The sequence below is a fragment of the Mesorhizobium sp. ES1-3 genome, assembly GCF_020164795.1.
Taxonomy (GTDB): Bacteria; Pseudomonadota; Alphaproteobacteria; order Rhizobiales; family Rhizobiaceae; genus Mesorhizobium.
In genome coordinates this window covers 1-16151 of sequence record NZ_JAIUGW010000011.1, presented here as the reverse complement: position 1 = coordinate 16151, position 16151 = coordinate 1, and the positions used below count along the sequence as shown (strand labels likewise).

At 65.1% G+C, this 16151-nt stretch carries 13 protein-coding genes and 1 tRNA gene; 9 read left to right on the top strand and 5 right to left on the bottom strand.

Translation table 11 applies throughout. The features are described from left to right. The first annotated feature begins 100 nt into the window (after nucleotides 1–100). The 4 genes from LB536_RS16490 (at nucleotide 101) to LB536_RS16475 (ending at nucleotide 6939) form a co-directional block, all read left to right on the top strand. Nucleotides 101–733, top strand: a complete 633-nt coding sequence (locus tag LB536_RS16490) for a LysE family translocator (RefSeq protein WP_140813453.1) — start codon at nucleotides 101–103, stop codon at nucleotides 731–733. A 395-nt stretch (nucleotides 734–1128) separates the two neighbouring features. Further along, nucleotides 1129–2172: an ImuA family protein gene (locus LB536_RS16485; protein ID WP_224594417.1), complete on the top strand. Its 1044-nt coding sequence runs from the start codon at nucleotides 1129–1131 to the stop codon at nucleotides 2170–2172. Then, the gene (locus tag LB536_RS16480; RefSeq protein ID WP_224594415.1) at nucleotides 2114–3592 is read left to right on the top strand and encodes a DUF6504 family protein; all 1479 of its coding nucleotides are present in this window, start codon (nucleotides 2114–2116) and stop codon (nucleotides 3590–3592) included. Before LB536_RS16485 ends, LB536_RS16480 begins: the two co-directional genes overlap by 59 nt. Continuing rightward, nucleotides 3589–6939 (top strand): error-prone DNA polymerase, encoded by a 3351-nt coding sequence (locus LB536_RS16475; protein ID WP_224594414.1) that lies wholly within the window; start codon nucleotides 3589–3591, stop codon nucleotides 6937–6939. The genes LB536_RS16480 and LB536_RS16475 overlap by 4 nt, the downstream gene beginning before the upstream one ends. Nucleotides 6940–7257: 318 nt before the next feature. Here the strand turns inward: LB536_RS16475 and LB536_RS16470 are convergent, their stop codons facing one another. The 4 genes from LB536_RS16470 to LB536_RS16455 form a co-directional block, all read right to left on the bottom strand. Then, nucleotides 7258–7497: a Trm112 family protein gene (locus LB536_RS16470; protein ID WP_208698771.1), complete on the bottom strand. Its 240-nt coding sequence runs from the start codon at nucleotides 7495–7497 to the stop codon at nucleotides 7258–7260. Between the two features lie 35 nt (nucleotides 7498–7532). Next, the gene (locus LB536_RS16465; protein WP_140813458.1) at nucleotides 7533–8204 is read right to left on the bottom strand and encodes an LON peptidase substrate-binding domain-containing protein; all 672 of its coding nucleotides are present in this window, start codon (nucleotides 8202–8204) and stop codon (nucleotides 7533–7535) included. A gap of 105 nt (nucleotides 8205–8309) precedes the next feature. Then, nucleotides 8310–9317: a thioredoxin gene (gene trxA, locus LB536_RS16460; RefSeq protein ID WP_224594412.1), complete on the bottom strand. Its 1008-nt coding sequence runs from the start codon at nucleotides 9315–9317 to the stop codon at nucleotides 8310–8312. 83 nt (nucleotides 9318–9400) lie between these two features. After that, on the bottom strand, nucleotides 9401–9898 hold the full coding sequence (locus LB536_RS16455; RefSeq protein ID WP_224594410.1) for a prolyl-tRNA synthetase associated domain-containing protein: 498 nt from the start codon (nucleotides 9896–9898) through the stop codon (nucleotides 9401–9403). 211 nt (nucleotides 9899–10109) lie between these two features. Here LB536_RS16455 and LB536_RS16450 point away from each other — a divergent pair. Then, a tRNA-Gly gene (locus tag LB536_RS16450) sits at nucleotides 10110–10184 on the top strand. Between the two features lie 77 nt (nucleotides 10185–10261). On the opposite strand, the gene LB536_RS16445 is transcribed toward LB536_RS16450, so the two are convergent. Then, nucleotides 10262–10564: a DUF2934 domain-containing protein gene (locus tag LB536_RS16445; RefSeq protein ID WP_224594406.1), complete on the bottom strand. Its 303-nt coding sequence runs from the start codon at nucleotides 10562–10564 to the stop codon at nucleotides 10262–10264. Between the two features lie 350 nt (nucleotides 10565–10914). Here LB536_RS16445 and LB536_RS16440 point away from each other — a divergent pair, with 350 nt between their 5' ends. The 4 genes from LB536_RS16440 (at nucleotide 10915) to LB536_RS16425 (ending at nucleotide 15909) form a co-directional block, all read left to right on the top strand. After that, nucleotides 10915–11088 carry a hypothetical protein gene (locus LB536_RS16440; RefSeq protein WP_224594403.1) on the top strand — a complete coding sequence of 58 codons (174 nt, stop codon included), beginning with the start codon at nucleotides 10915–10917 and terminating at the stop codon, nucleotides 11086–11088. Nucleotides 11089–11449: 361 nt separating this feature from the next. Continuing rightward, nucleotides 11450–12694, top strand: a complete 1245-nt coding sequence (locus LB536_RS16435) for a M24 family metallopeptidase (protein WP_224594400.1) — start codon at nucleotides 11450–11452, stop codon at nucleotides 12692–12694. A 370-nt stretch (nucleotides 12695–13064) separates the two neighbouring features. Continuing rightward, entirely contained in the window at nucleotides 13065–14003 is a 939-nt protein-coding gene (locus tag LB536_RS16430; RefSeq protein ID WP_224594397.1) for a MurR/RpiR family transcriptional regulator, read from the top strand. 115 nt (nucleotides 14004–14118) lie between these two features. Beyond that, nucleotides 14119–15909 (top strand): NAD(P)/FAD-dependent oxidoreductase, encoded by a 1791-nt coding sequence (locus LB536_RS16425; protein ID WP_224594394.1) that lies wholly within the window; start codon nucleotides 14119–14121, stop codon nucleotides 15907–15909. The last annotated feature ends 242 nt before the right edge of the window (nucleotides 15910–16151 follow it).

Below are 16151 nucleotides of genomic sequence, written 5' to 3'. Positions count from 1 at the left end.
CTGGCCCAGGCAAATGGCGTGGCAATTTCTGGTCCAGTGCCTTTGCCAATGCCGGGGAATCGCGTAGGGGTCGGTTCCGGCCATGTCTCAAGGAGCTTTCATGCCGGACCTTTCCACACTTGGACTTTTCGCGATTGCCTGTCTCGCGCTGACCGCGACGCCGGGGCCGGACATGCTGTTGATCGCTTCCCGTAGTGCCAGCCAGGGGCGCTCCTCGGGCCTGGCGACCTATGCCGGCATCGCCTCTGGCACCTATTGTCATGCATTGGCCGCCGCCTTCGGCCTGTCGCAACTCTTCCTGGTCGCGCCCATCGCCTACGACATCGTGCGCTATGCCGGCGCGGCCTACCTCGCCTATCTCGCCTTCAAGGCCTTCCGCGCCGAGGGAACGGCATTTGCACCGGTTTCCGGCCTGCCGCGCTATTCGCGGGCACGCATCTTCCGACAGGGATTGCTGACCAACCTGCTCAACCCGAAAATGGCACTGTTCGTGCTCGCGCTCTTCCCGCAGTTCGTGCGTCCCGAGGCTGGGTCGGTCGCGGCGCAGATCCTGGTGCTGGCGACCGTGCTCAATTTGATCGGACTGATGATCAATGGCCTGGTCATCCTGACCGCGAGCCGGATCGGCGCTGCCTTGTCGAAACGGACGCGGTTCCAACGGGCGTCGCAAATTCTGCTGGGAACCGTATTCACGGGGCTTGCCGCACGGCTGGCCTTTGGCGGCCAGCGTTGATCCTCGGAAGTGTGACGCCGTCTCATTGACGAATACGTTGGCGATTGGCGAGGAAACGCCCGTCACTTCGTCATTCTGGGGCGGAGCAGGGAGCGCAGCGACGCGGCGCAGACCCCGGAATCCATGCCGGGACTCCGGTGCGCTGCCACGGGTGCAGAATTTTGCTCCGCTGCACTTCACGGCCAAGGTCGCGGCATGGATCCCAGGGTCTCCGCGACGCCGCTGCGCGGCTGCTTCGCCCAGGGATGACGACCCCATGGTGACGTGCGGACATGTCGGACTCGTGTGTCGATACGCGCAGGAATAAATTCCTTATGACTCCGCTTGACTCTTCCGGACCGCTCTGGAATCCTAGGGAACATAACAGGAACAATTGTGAGTGGAAGCTGACCGTCATGGCGATGACCGCCGTGGCGCGGGAGACTGTTTTTACCCTGCGCCGCCAGATCGCGAAAATCGAGGGAACGCTGCCCGAGCGCCTGCAGGCGCCGGCGGCGACGACCCTTGATGCCCGCGCCGGCAGCGATCTGACGATCGTCCGGCGCGGGCTTGCCGCGGCTTTGCCGGACGCTTTCCTGCCCATCGGCATCGAGCGGCTCGATGCCGCGCTCAGCGGCGGCCTGCCGAAAGCCGCCCTGACCGAAATCCATGGGCTGGAAACCCGCGACGCGGGAGCCGTGGCCGGCTTCGCTCTGTCGCTCGTCAGCCTGATCCTCAACCAGGCGCAGGGGCTGCCCATCCTGTGGATCGGGACATCGGAAATTTTCCACGAGGCCGGCTTTCCCTACGCCAGGGGGCTGCATGCCGGCTTCGGCATCGAGCCCGGGCAATTGCTGTTTTCCGAGGCGCCCAGGCTTGTCGATGCGCTGTGGGTCTCCGAGGAGGCCGCCCGCATGACCGCGCTTGCCGCCGTCATCCTGGAAATCCGCGGCAATCCGCAGCGGCTGGACCTGACCGCGACACGCCGGCTGCACGCAAGGGCGCAAGCTGCCGGCCGGCCGGTGTTCCTGCTGCGGCAGGCGGCCGAGCCCGAACCGACGGCGGCGCCTGTCCGTCTGATCGCCGCGTCGGCGCCGGCCGTGCCGCGCGCCACGGTCGCCGGGCCGCTCGCCGGTTCGATCGGCCACCCCGCCTTCACCATCAGCATCGGCAAGAGCCGCACGGCTCTGCCTGGACAATTCACACTGGAGTGGAACCCCGATGAACGCAGATTCGATGAAAGAAGGGGCGACGAAAGACACGGTGAAGGCAGCGAATGGGCAGAGAATCCTGTCTCTGTGGTTTCCCTATCTCGCGACCGAAAGGATCCTGCGGCAGCGGCTGGGGAAATCCTGGCGTTCCCGGCCGTCGGATCATCCGTCGCCATCTCACCCACCGCTCGTGATCAGCCACCGCCAGGGCAACGCGCAGCGCATCTCGGCCCTCGACGAGCGGGCTGAGGCGCTGCACCTGAAGCGCGACATGGGGATTGCCGATGCGCGCGCCATGCATCCGTCGATCGACATCGTCGAAGCCGATCCGGAGGCCGACAGGCGCCTGCTCGAGGGCCTTGCCGACTGGTGCGACCGCTACACGCCGCTGGTGGCGCTGGACAGCATCGACGGCCTGTTCCTCGACGTCACCGGTTGCACCCATCTGTTCGGCGGCGAACGCGCCATGCTGGACGAAATCCTGTCGCGCTTCCTCCACCAGGGTTTCGACGTCCGCGCCGGGCTTGCCGGCACGCCCGGGGCGGCCTGGGCGGCGGCACGCTTTTGCGGCGACCGCATCATTCTATCGGGCGGGGAGGAAGCCTTGCTTGCTCCCTTGCCGCTGGCGGCCCTTCGCATAGCGCCGGAAACCCGGGCCAGCCTGGAAAGTGTCGGGCTGCGCACGGCGGGCGCCGTCATGGCCGCGCCGCGCGCGCCGCTCGCCCGCCGCTTCGGCGCTTTGCTGCTCCAGCGCCTCGACCAGGCGCTTGGCCGTCTCGACGAAGCGATCTCGCCGCGCCTTCCCGTCGCGCCGCTTTCGGTCGAGCGCCATCTCGCCGAGCCCGTCACGCTGACGGAAGAGATAGAGCGGCTGGTGGGCATGCTGGCGACGACCTTGAAGACCGACCTCGAACGCCGCGGCGAAGGCGCCCGGACGCTGGCGCTGCTGCTCTTTCGCGTCGATGGCGCCGTCAGCCGCATCGCGCTCGGCACCTCGCGGCCGATGCGCGAACCCTTGCTGATCCGGAAATTGTTCCATGAGCGGCTGGCAGCACTCGAGCAGCATATCGACGCCGGCTATGGCTTCGACCTGTTGCGCCTCTCGGTGCTGGCCGTCGCTGCTTTCGACTCGCAGCAGACCGATCTGACCGGCGAAGCGGCCGATGACGGCGCCGACATCGCCCTGTTCGCCGACCGTATCCGCGCCCGCCTCGGCGAGGGCGCGGTTCTGCAGCCGGTTCCCGTGGAAAGCCATCTGCCCGAACGCGCCGTCGCCATCGTCCCGTTCAGCGAGGCCCCGCGCCGGACCACGCCGCCGAGGAAGCCGGACAGGATGCAGGCGCCGATGACCATTTTCCCGCCGGAACGGCCGATCCGGCTGTTCCGCGCGCCCGAGCCCATCGATGTGCCGGCCACCGAAATGCCGGAGGGACCGCCGCTGCATTTCCGTTGGCGCCGCGCGCTTTATCGCGTTACCCGTGCCGAGGGTCCGGAGCGCATCGCCGCCGAATGGTGGCGCGAGGCGCCAGGCGATCCGGCGGCATCGACACGCGACTATTTCCGCATCGAGGATGCCGATGGCCGCCGCTACTGGCTCTACCGGCAAGGCCTTTACGGCGGCGTCTCGCAGATCCCGCCGCGCTGGTTCATGCACGGGGTCTTCGCATGAACGCGCTGACCGTCATCCCCTATGCCGAATTCGGCATCCAGTCGAACTTCTCCTTCCTGCGCGGCGCCTCCAAGCCGGAAGAACTCGTGGTCGCGGCCAAGCTCATGGGCTTCTCCGCGATCGGGCTCGCCGACCGCAACAGCGTGGCCGGCGTGGTGCGCGCCTGGCAGCAGGCCAAGGTCGAAAAGCTTGCCTATCATCCCGGCTGCCGGCTGGTTTTTGGCGACGGCACGCCGGACATTCTCGCCTATCCCAGGGACCGCAAGGGCTGGGGGCATCTGTGCCGCATGCTCACCCAGGCCAATCTGCGTGACGAGACCGAAAAGGGCGCCACCCTGCTCCGGCGCGACGACCTGCTCGAATGGGGGGACCGGACGTCGCTGGCGGTCCTGCCCGATCTGGAGCAGGGCGCGCAGGACAGCCTGGCTTTGCTCCGCCAACTCCAGGACCGCTTCGGCAGGGCCCTGCGGCTCGGTGTGTCGCCCTGTTATGCCGGCCGTGATCGCTTCAGGATCGAGCAGGCGGCGGCGTTTGCAGAGAGTGCCGGCATCCCGCTGATGGCGACCAACGATGTGCTCTATCACACGGCCGAACGCCGCCCGCTGCAGGACGTGCTGACCGCGATCCGCCTCAATGTTCCGGTCGCCGAGGTGGGGCTGGAACTGACCGCCAATGCCGAACGCCATTTGAAGCCGCCGCTGGAAATGGCGCGCTTGTTCCGGAGGCATCCGCAGGCGCTGGCGGAGACGCTGTGTTTTGCGCAAGAACTGACCTTCTCGCTCGGCGACCTCCAGTACAATTATCCGGACGAGCCGACGGAATCGGGACTCGGGCCGCAGGCGGAGTTGGAGCGGCTGGCCCGGGAGGGAGCGGCCCGGCGCTTCCCGGGCGGCGTCCCCTCCAGCGTCATAAAACGCATTCAGGAAGAACTCGCCTTGATCGAGCGGCTGAATTACGCCCGCTATTTCCTGACCGTCCATGACATCGTCAAATTCGCGCGCGGTGAAGGCATTCTCTGTCAGGGCCGTGGTTCCGCCGCCAATTCGATCATCTGCTTCTGCATCGGCATCACCGAGGTGGGACCGGACAAGATCGACACGCTCTTCGAGCGTTTCATCTCCGAGGAACGCAACGAGCCACCGGATATCGATGTCGATTTCGAGCATGAGCGGCGCGAAGAGGTGATGCAGTATATCTATACGAAATACAGCTCCAAGCGCACGGCGCTTGCCGCCGCCGTCATCAGTTATCGCGGCCGTTCGGCGCTGCGCGAAGTGTCGAAGGCGATGGGCCTGTCGGAGGATGTCCGGGCATCCCTTTCCGGCTCGATCTGGGGCTGGTCGACCTCGGAACTCGGCGAGAAGGAGGCGAGGGCCGGCGGCCTCGACCGCAGCGATCCCATATCGCGGCATGTGATGGAACGCGCCAACGAGATCATGGGCTTCCCCCGTCATCTCTCCCAGCATGTCGGCGGCTTCGTCATCACCAGGGACCGGCTCGACGAGATCGTGCCCATCGTCAAGACGGCGATGGACGAGCGCAAGATGGTCGAATGGGACAAGGACGATCTCGACGCGGTGAAAATCCTCAAGGTGGATATCCTGGCGCTCGGCATGCTGACCTGCCTCCAGCGTGCTTTCACCTTGCTCGAAACCCAATACGGCGTGAGGGACGACTATGGCAGGCCATTGACCCTGGATACGATCGCCAAGGAGGACCCTCGTGTCTACGACATGATCTGCCGTGCCGATACGCTCGGCGTCTTCCAGATCGAATCGCGCGCGCAGATGTCGATGCTGCCGCGCCTTGAGCCACGCGAATTCTACGACCTCGTCATCGAGGTGGCGATCGTACGCCCCGGCCCGATCCAGGGCGACATGGTGCATCCCTATCTGCGCCGCCGGCAAGGCAAGGAAAAAGCCGAATATCCCAAGCCGGAGCTGGAAGAAATACTCGGCAAGACACTGGGCGTGCCGCTGTTCCAGGAGCAGGCGATGAAGATCGCCATCGTCGCCGGCGGCTTCAGGCCGGGCGAGGCCGATGAACTGCGCCGCGCCATGGCCACCTTCAAGCGCACCGGCACCATCGGCAATTATCGCCAGCGCATGATCGACGGCATGACAGGCCGAGGCTACGAAAAGGACTTCGCCGAGCGCTGCTTCAAGCAGATCGAGGGTTTCGGCGAATATGGCTTTCCCGAAAGCCACGCCGCCTCCTTCGCGCTGCTCGTCTACGCCTCCTGCTGGTTCAAGACCTTCTATCCCGACGTGTTCTGCGCCGCGATCCTGAACTCGCAGCCGATGGGGTTTTACCAGCCGGCGCAGCTGGTGCGCGACGCCCGCGACCATGGCGTCGACATCCGCGAGGTCGACGTCAATTTTTCCGTCTGGGACTGCACTTTGGAAAAGGCGCCTTTCGACCCGGCCCGCATCCTGCCGCGCCATGCCGACATGCGCGGTGTCATCCAGACAAGCCATGCGCTGCGGCTCGGCTTCAGGCAGATCAAGGGACTTTCCAAGGAACGCCTGGAGGCTTTCGTCGAGCGGCGCGGCGCCGGCTACTCGACCGTCCGGGATGTCTGGCTGCGTTCCGGCCTCAATGTCGACGAGATCGAGAAGCTGGCGCAGGCCGACGCCTTTCGGTCCATCGGTCTCGATCGCCGCGCGGCACTTTGGCAGGTCCGCGCGCTCGACGGCAAGAGTGCCGCCGAGAAGCTGCCGCTGTTCGACCAGCCGGCGCTCGGCCTGCGCGAGTTGGAGCCCGAGACGAAGCTACCGAAAATGCCGCTCGGCGAGCATGTCATCCACGACTACCGTTCGCTCGGCCTGTCGCTGAAGGCGCATCCGGTCGCTTTCCTGCGCGAGCGGCTCGACCGCGCCGGCGTTACCCCCAATGCCAGCCTGCCATCCGTGCGCGATGGCAGGCGGGTTTCCGTTGCCGGTCTGGTGCTGGTGCGCCAGCGCCCCGGCAAGGGCAATGCGATCTTTCTCACGCTGGAAGACGACAAGGCCGTCGCCAATGTCATCTTCTGGGAAAGAACTTTTACCCGCTTCCGGCCCATCGTCATGGGCGCGCGCTTCGTCAAGGTCAGCGGGAAACTGCAGTCGGAATCAGGTGTCGTCCATATCGTGGCCGAGAAGATCGAGGACCTGACGCCCTGGCTGACCGTGCTCCTGGAAAAGGTCAGTGCGGCCGCACCGCCAGCCGTCGATCCTTCGGATCGCTCCGCCAAGGCCAATGACCCGGATCGCTCCAGCCAACCCGCAACACCGAAAGTCGGACAGGACCTCGCAATGCTGTCGGAAGAGGCGGAAAGGGTCATGCCCAAAGGGCGCAATTTCCAGTAGGCCTGCCCTTCGTCATCAAGCGCTGGCGGGACAGCGCCCCCCTCTGCCCTGCCGGGCATCTCCCCCTCGAGGGGGGAGATCGGCTGTTGTTTCGGCTTTCGCCAATTTTCACGCTGGCAGAGAAGCGCCATCAATGAAGCTACCAATCTCCCCCCTCGTGGGGGTGAGGAGTGGTCCGCGAAGCGGACGGAAAGCCAATTGCTTGGCTTTCCGAATAACGAACGCCCGGAGCGACAGCGAAGGGCCGGGTCCGGCAGGACAGAGGGGGGCGCCGTAGAGCGTCATCTTAACGTCCGGTCACACTCTCGATGACGCCGGTCAACTCGGCCCACCCAGCTTTGGCGGCGACAGCACATCCTCGGCCGAGATGGTCCGCGCCTCCGAAGGAAGCATGATCGGTATGCCGTCGCGCACGGGATAAGCGAGCTTGGCGATCCGCGAGACCAGCTCGCCACGTTCGGGGTCCCAGGCCAGCGGTCCCTTGGTCAGCGGGCAGGCCAAGAGTTCCAGCAGCTTCGGGTCGACGCTGGTTTTCTTTCCGTCACGCCCATCCGCCATTGCGTCCCCTTTCCAGCTTCAGGCCTGCGTTCACCTTACTGCAGGCTCGAACCAAAATCCTCATTCTCGCGCGCCAGCGTCATCTCGGTGATGGCGATCAGCGTCTCGGCCCTGGTTTTCAGGTCCGCGGCTTCCAGCAATGCCTGCTTCTCGGCCGGTCCGTAGGGCGCCATCATCGACAGCGCGTTGACCAGCATGGCGTTTTCGGCGCGGCTGACGCTTTCCCAGTCGGCTTCCAGATCATTGGCCTGCAGATAGGCGCGAAACGCCCGCAGCAGCGCCGGCCGGTCGATCTCATCAGCCGCCTGCTCCTCGTCGAGATCAGCGAGGAAGGGCGCCGGCTTGCATTGGCGGAACGGCGTCTTGACCGTCAGCTCGTGGGCGATGCGGAACCGGCACACGCCCTGCAACGAGATCAGGTAGCGGCCGTCGCCGGTCTCTGAAAAGGCGATGATGCGACCGATGCAGCCGACATTGCAAAGCTCCGGCTCGCCATCCTCGCGCAATGCGCCATTGAGGCCGGGCTGGATGATGCCGATGACGCGCGAGCCGGCGACCGCCTCGTCCACCATCTGCAGGTAGCGCGGCTCGAAGATGTTGAGCGGCATGCGGCCGCCCGGCAGCAGGAGCGCACCCTCGAGCGGAAAGATCGGGATCGTCGACGGCAAATCCTTGGCGAGCCGGTAATGCGCGTTTCCCGCTTGCACCTCGTTCCTCCGATCGCTTCATTGCGAAGCGTCAATCCTGCCCTGTCTATCTGGCGCTCAGGCCCGACGCCACAAGCCCGTGCGACAAAACAACCGACAACCGGCTCAGGAAAACAGCAATGCCGACAATTTGCGGCGCGCCGCAAGCGTCGCCTCGTCGGTCATGCCCCAGGCCTCGAACAGCTGCAGCAGCTGCGTCCTGGCGCCATCCTCGTTCCAACTCCGGTCGGCCTTGATGATGGCCAGCAAATTGTCGGCGGCTGCCGTGCGATCGCCCTTGGCGTTCTGGATCATGGCCAGGTCGAAACGCGCCTGATGATCCCTAGGGTTTTCGGCCAAGCGCCGTTCGAGCTCGGCCGGATTGCCCAACGCCGCCGCCTGCGCGGCCAGCGCGATCTTGGCGCGCAGGGCAGCCAGCGGCGGTGCATCCTTCTTGGCCTCCGGCGCTGTTGCCAGGAGCGCCTCGGCACCCTCGGTGTCGCCGGCCTCGAACAACAGGTCGCCCAGCCCGCCAATTGCCTCGACCGTCTCCGGCGCCTGCGCCAGGATGGCGTCATAGATGTCGGCGGCGGCCTGCATGTCGCCGGCATCGCGGGCTTCGGCTGCCGCGGCCAGGGCCTCGGCCACCGGCGGCGCGCCATTGCCCTTGCCGCCGACCTTGGTGATGAATTCGTTGATCTGGCTCTCGGGGACGGCGCCCATGAAGCCGTCGACCGGCTGGCCGTCCTTGAAGGCGATGACCGCCGGAATCGACTGGATGCCGAGCTGGCCGGCGATCGAGGGGTGGTCGTCGATGTTCATCTTGACCAGCTTGACCCTGCCGCCGGCGGCCTTGACCGCCTTTTCCAGCTGCGGGGTGAGCTGCTTGCAAGGTCCGCACCACGGCGCCCAGAAATCAACCAGCACCGGCTGACGGCGCGATTCCTGGATGACGTCGGCGGCGAAGGCGGCGGTCGTCGTGTCCTTGATGACATCGCCGGCGGCAGGGCCCGCGGGCGCATCGCCAAGCGCGGGTTTCGCCGGGGCCGGCGCCGTTCCGCCATACTGCACCGTCGTGGCATACTGGCCGCCATTGTTTCCGAATGATCCGCCAAACGGATTGTTGTCGCTCATCTCGTCACCCTTTTCGGTCGCGCCGCCAGCCCGGCTCGGCGCCATGTCTCAATTGGAAATCGGCTTCGCCATCCATGTGGCGATCATGCCGAGACTTTCAAGATAGCAGCATCGTGCCCGGTTGCCTCGACGAATCTGATGAGGTCGGCCGCCGCGATCGATGTCGTCGCCTCGTTGGTCAGCGGATGCGCGTTAATGACGGAATGGTCCATCAAATCCTTGTCGAGCACCAGCTTGACCCTGTTTTCCCTGTCGTTGATGACGCCGAAGACGGTGACCGCGCCCGGCGTGACGCCCAAAAGCTCCATCAGCATCTCCGGCTTGCCGAAGGAAACCCGGCTGGCGGCGCCGATCAGTTGGTGGATCTGCTTGAGATCGACGACCGCGTCCTCGCCGACGGTGACCAGGAAGAAATTGTCCTTCTTGTCCTTCAGGAACAGGTTCTTGGTGTGTCCGCCGGCGATTTCGCCGCGCAGCGCCTGCGAATCGGCAACGGTGTAGAGCGGCGGATGGCGTATCGTCGAAACGGCGATGCCCAATTCCGCAAGAAAGGTCATCAGTTCGGCTTCGGTCTTCGACATTGGTCGTCTTCTCGTCCGTTTCTCGGGCCTTGCCGTTTACGGCCAATGAGGCGTCCGACACAAGGCCGTCGCGCAAGGGGCGATGAAATCGGCCCATCGCAAGCGGTTTGCCGGCATCGTTAGGGAGGTTGCAAAAAGCCTGTTATTCCCTGTTGCAATCGCCGCGCTCTTCAGCCATATAGGCCCGGCTTGCGGCCAAGACGCCGTGTGAGCGGGTGTAGCTCAGGGGTAGAGCACAACCTTGCCAAGGTTGGGGTCGAGCGTTCGAATCGCTTCACCCGCTCCAGTTTCCTCTCAGGGAATCAAGCATCGAAAAGCCGCGGTTCGCCGCGGCTTTTTCGCTTTCTGGAGGCAGCGGCATTGTCAGTGTTTGGCACCCGCCGTGTCGCCGGCGGCATCCGCGCCAGCCTGCTTTCGTCCGGCGGTCAGTTTGCCGGACTCGAACTCTTCGACCGCCTTGTCCCAGCAGGCCTTCTCACGGTCGGGCATCAGGCCTTCCCGTTCCCAGAGTTCGTGGGCCCGTTTCCGGATATGCGCGACACGTTCTTCCTGGCTGATCACCACGGCCGTATTCCCTTGGATTTCCTGAGGAAGCAACCGGACAGCGCCTGAAATGTTCCATCCGGATGTCGTCAAACTCGGCAGGTCGAAGCTGGAACCGATCAAGCAGGGGATTTCGCCGTTGGTTTCGGTGGAGTGCCTGCATTTAGGGGCAGATGCCTAGGCGATTGGCGGGAAGATCCGGTCTTATGTAGCAAACGCACCAAAGGCCAGATAACCAGAGATGCAAACCCGATGACAAGCACCTTTGTCGTTGACGCTCACGTCCAGTATTTGGCCGGCGAGCCGAAAGGCTACATCGTTACAGAAGTCCACGACGCTGTTTCTGGCGATCCTGCCGAATAGGCGGCGGCGGACGGCAATGCCGATTTGTCTGATTTGTACGATTTCACTGCGCCGGCTTGCGAGCTACTTTCACAAGGGTTACGTTTCGTTTTCGCCATGGAGCATTTGCCATGAACGAACTCGATGAACCGAAAATGCCGATCCAAGCCGCCAAGGAAAAGCACGCCAACTGGCTTGTCGACAAAACCGGCATCACCCTCAGCCAAGCACGCGAGCTTATCGACTTGATCGGGCTAGGCAGTCTGCCGTCGCTGGTGCGGGAAGCCCTCTTGCTGAAAAAGTAGCCGAAGGCTGTTTGGTGCGTTTGCTACACAAGACCGGGAAGATTAAGCAATCGTCATCCACGGGCGGAGCAAGGAGCGGCGCGACGCGGCGCAGACCCGAGGATCCATGCCGCGACATCCGAGCACCGCTCCGATGCAGAATTCCGCTCCGCTGTGCCCCCTCAGCCAAGGTCGCGGCATGGATCCCAGGGTCTCCGCGACGGAGCTTCGCTCCTGCTTCGCCCTAGGATGACAAAGGTGGGGTCGCTTGGCTAATCTCGAATGTCGTCAATGCAGAGCGACCGTGCACCTTCACCATAAACCGGCTTGATTGTCCGCACCCGCAATGCTCCGTTGCCGGTTCGCGCATACGGAGAAATTCATGACGGGTTTTGTCAATCGCCAGCGCGCCACGGATTTGATGCAACGCGCCGGCATTGGAGCGCTGGTGCTCTGCGCGCCCGAGGCCTTCCATTATGCGACCGGCGCGTCGATCGGCCCGGCCGGCCTGTTCCGTCGCGCCGGCGCCGGCTTCGTCGTCATCCCCGCCCGGCAGGACCTGCCGATTGGTGTCGTGGTCGCGGACTTCAACGCGGCGCAGCTGCGGACCGCCGCGCCCGAGATGGTCGTGCGCTCGCACCCGATCTGGATCGAATCCGCGCCGGTCGAGGCGGAACCTCCCGAGCTTGCCCTGGCGGAGCGCATCGGGGCCGGCCTGGCCTCGCTCGGCCGCGCGCCGGATTTCGAGAGTCCCGCCACCTTCGACCTCGCCGGCTCGGTGCGCCAGTTGCAAGCCATGCTCATCGATTTCGGGCTGGAGCGCGCCACGCTCGGCCTCGACCTCGACTTCATTCCGGCCGCCGATTTTGCTGCCATCCAGGCGCTGCTGCCGAATAGCCCCGTCATCGACGGTTCGCCCGTGCTGGACCGGCTGCGCGCGGTCAAGTCGCAGCGCGAGATCGATCTCCTGCGGCAAGGCATCCTCTTGTCCGAAGCGGGGCTGGAGCGGCTGCAGGTCGATGCCATGGCCGGCATGCGCCAGGCCGATCTCGTCGCGCTCTATCACCAGGGCGTCGCCGCGGCGGCGGCCGGGCTTTCGCACCCGGTCATCACGGCCGAATATGTGACGCTGGGCGCCAGGGCCAAGGGCGCCGACGCCAGGGCCGTGGCCGGCGATCCGCTGAAGTGCGACATGGTCTGCACGGTCGGTGGCTACGCCTCCGACATGTCGCGCAACTTCACCTTCGGCCCGCCTTCCGCCGATCAGGCCGAACTGCATGCCATCGCCGAGCGCGCCTTCGAGGATGGACTGGCCGAGCTTGTCCCTGGGAACACGCTTGCCCATGTGCATCGCGTCGCCACCGAAAGCCTGGCGCGGCAAGGCCTGCGCTCCTACCGTCGCGGCCATTTCGGCCACGGCGTCGGCCAGTCGGTCTTTTCCGAACAATGGCCGTTCATCGCCGCCGGCAGCGATGTCGTGATCGAGCCAGGCATGGTGCTGGCCTTCGAGATCCCGCTCTACATCGACGGCCTCGCCAGTTTCAATCTCGAGGACCAGTTCCTGATCACGCCGGATGGACCGGTCGCGATGAACCGGCTGCCGAGGCGGCTGGAGGTGATTGGGTAGGCAGGGGTGGCGCACTTGCGCGCCCATTGCGCGGCAGCGCTCTACGGCGCCCCCCTCTGCCCTGCCGGGCATCTCCCCCTCAAGTGGGGAGATTGCCTGTCACGACCGTCTTCGCCAATTTTCGACATTGCGAGAAGAAGAGCCGGCGCCAAAACTGCCAATCTCCCCCCTCGTGGGGGAGATGTCCGGCAGGACAGAGGGGGGCGCCACGGAACTCGGCGGTAGTTGCCGTGGCACGTGAGAAACTAAGCACTCACCGGCGGCCGCCCTTGCGGCACGAGTCGCTTGCGACAGTGGCGGGCGCATGGAACGACAGCGTGCAAACATGATAAGAGGTCGGGTCGAAAACGGGCCAAGGAAGATCGACTTCATGACCGAAGCTGCCAGCCATCCGATCGTGGACGAAGAGGAAGCCGGGGGCGAGCCCGTCCGGCGCATTCCCGACATCATCTCGCTCGTCAAGGATTCCTACGCGGAATTGCGTCCGGCCGAACGCCGCGTCGCCGATGTCGTGCTCGATAATGTCAAATACGCCGTCGACGCCTCCAACGCGGCGCTGGCCCAGCGCGCCGGCGTCAGCGAGCCGACGGTGACCCGCTTCTGCCGCGCCATCGGCTGCGAGGGCGTGCGCGACTTCAAGCTGAAGCTGGCGCAGAGCCTCGTCGTCGGTGCGCTCTATCTGGACACGTCGCCAGCCAGAGAGGGCGACACCGGCCTGCCGTTCTGGAACGCCGTGTTCGGCGAAGCGCGCCGTGCACTGCGGGAAGCCGAGCGGCAGCTCGATCCGGGTGAGCTGGAAAAGGCGGCCGAGCTGATCGCCCGGGCCCGCCAGGTCACCGTGTTCGGACTCGGCGGCAGCTCTTCGGCGCTGGCGCAGGAAACCCAGCACCGGCTTTTTCGCTACGGCATCTCGACCAGCGCCCAATGCGACCCCTATCTGATGCGCATGACCGCCTCGACGCTGAAGCCTGGCGACCTGGTGATCGCCATCTCGGCGACCGGGCGCACGCGCGAGGTGATCGAGGCCGTCGAACTCGCCAAGCACTACCGCGCCAACGCTGTTTGCGTGACGGCGCCCGATACCGATCTCGCCCGCGCCTGCGACGTCAGGCTGACGGCTGCCGTGCCCGAGTATCCCGACACGCTGAAGCCGACCGCCTCGCGCTATGCCTTCCTGGCGATGATCGACCTCCTGGCGGTCGCCTCCGCCTACAAGCTCGGCGGGCCGGCGCGAGAGACCGTGCGCCGCATCAAATACAACGCCCAGATCCACCGCACGGGGAAGGAAATGGAGCCGCTGGGAGACTAGTCCCTTCTCCCCGTCACTATACGGGGAGAAGGTGCCGGCAGGCGGATGAGGGGCAGCGCCGAGTTCGACGGTTACCGTCCCAATATACAAATTGGACGCATGAAAGAGGCAAGAAATGCTCGAAATGTCACCATCCAAACAGGCGGCCGCATGGCTTGGCTCCTTTTCGCAGGCGCTTGAATCCGGCGACGTGTCAGCCGCGGCGAACCTGTTCGTCGACGATTGCTACTGGCGCGACCTGCTGACCTTCACCTGGAACGTCACCACCATGGAAGGCCGCGAGGCCATTGCCGACATGTTGAAGTCGACGCTGGCAACGACCAGGCCTGCGGCGTGGCAGCTCACCGGCGAGGCAACCTCCGATGAAGGCACGATCGAAGCCTGGTTCATCTTCGAAACGGCGGTGGCCACGGGACAAGGCATCGTGCGGCTGCGCGATGGCCGCTGCCGCACCCTGTTCACGGCGATGACCGAGCTGAAAGGGTTTGAGGAGCGCAAGGGCGGGGCGCGGCCGCTCGGCGTGCGCCACGAGGCCGATCCCGAACGCGAGACCTGGTCGGAAGCGCGGGCGCGCGAGGCGCGCGAGCTTGGCGTCTCGGAGCAGCCCTATTGCCTGGTCATCGGCGGCGGCCAGGGCGGCATCATGCTCGGCGCGCGGCTGCGTCAGCTCGGCGTGCCGACCATCGTCATCGAGATGAACGCGCGGCCCGGCGATTCCTGGCGCAACCGCTACCGCACGCTCGTGCTGCACGATCCGGTCTGGTACGACCATCTGCCCTACATCCCGTTCCCCGACAATTGGCCCGTCTTCACGCCCAAGGACAAGATGGGCGACTGGCTGGAAATGTACACACGCGTCATGGAGCTGAATTACTGGGTCGCCACCAGGTGCCTCAGCGCCAGTTACGACGAGGCCGAGAAGGTCTGGACCGTGGTGGTCGATCGTGTCGGCCAGCGCATCACGCTGAAGCCGAAGCACATCGTCTTCGCCACCGGCGCCTATGGTCCGCCGCGCAAGATCGAGCTGCCCGGCGCGGACCAATTCAAGGGCGAACTGCTGCACTCCAGCCAGTATACCAGCGGCGAGAAATTCCGCGGTAAGAAGGTAGCCGTCATCGGGGCCGCCAGTTCCGGGCACGACGTCTGCGTCGATCTCTGGGAGAGCGGCGCCGACGTCACCATGATCCAGCGCTCGCCGACCACCGTGGTCAAGTCGGACACGCTGATGCAGGTCGGCTTCGAGATCTTCTCCGAGAATGCGCTGTCGCGCGGCATCACCACGGAAAAGGCCGACATGATCGTCGCCTCGACGCCGTTCGCGCTGGTGTCCAAGGGCCAGCGCGCGCTTTACGACGTCATCCGCGCGCGCGACGCAGCTTTCTACGAGCGTCTCGCCGCGTCCGGCTTCGCGCTGGATTTCGGCGACGACGAGACCGGCCTTTTGATAAAGGCCTACCGCACCGGCTCGGGCTATTACATCGACGTCGGCGCGTCCGACCTGATCATCGACGGCAAGATCGGCATCCGCGGCGGCGTCGCGATAAAATCGCTGACAGCGAAAGGCATACTGTTCGAGGACGGCAGCGAACTCAAGGCCGACGCCATCATCGCCTGCACCGGCTACCAGTCGATGAACGAGAACGTGGCCGCACTCGTCTCGCGCGAGGTCGCCGACAAAGTCGGCCCGTGCTGGGGGCTCGGCTCCGGCGTCAAGGGCGACCCCGGCCCCTGGCAAGGCGAATTGCGCAACATGTGGAAACCGACGGCGCAGGAAGCGCTGTGGTTCCACGGCGGCAATCTGGCGCTGTCGCGCTTTTATTCGAAATATGTAGCGCTGCAGATCAAGGCGCGGATGGAGGGTATCGATACGCCGGTTTATGGGGCGGTCAGCAACGCGCCACGGTGACGCTGCTGATCTCCCCCCTCGTGGGGGAGATGGCCGGCAGGCCAGAGGGGGGCGCTGTCCTGCCAGCCTTTCAATCAACTGCGATAGCGCGCGTCGGGCAGGTTTCTTGCCGTCGCAGGACTGCGAGATCTGCGTTCCTTTGCGCCCCCCTCTGCCCTGCCGGGCATCTCCCCCACGAGGGGGGAGATCGGCTAATCATGCCGATGCCCAAAATGCCGGGCCGCCACGTCGACATGGGTATG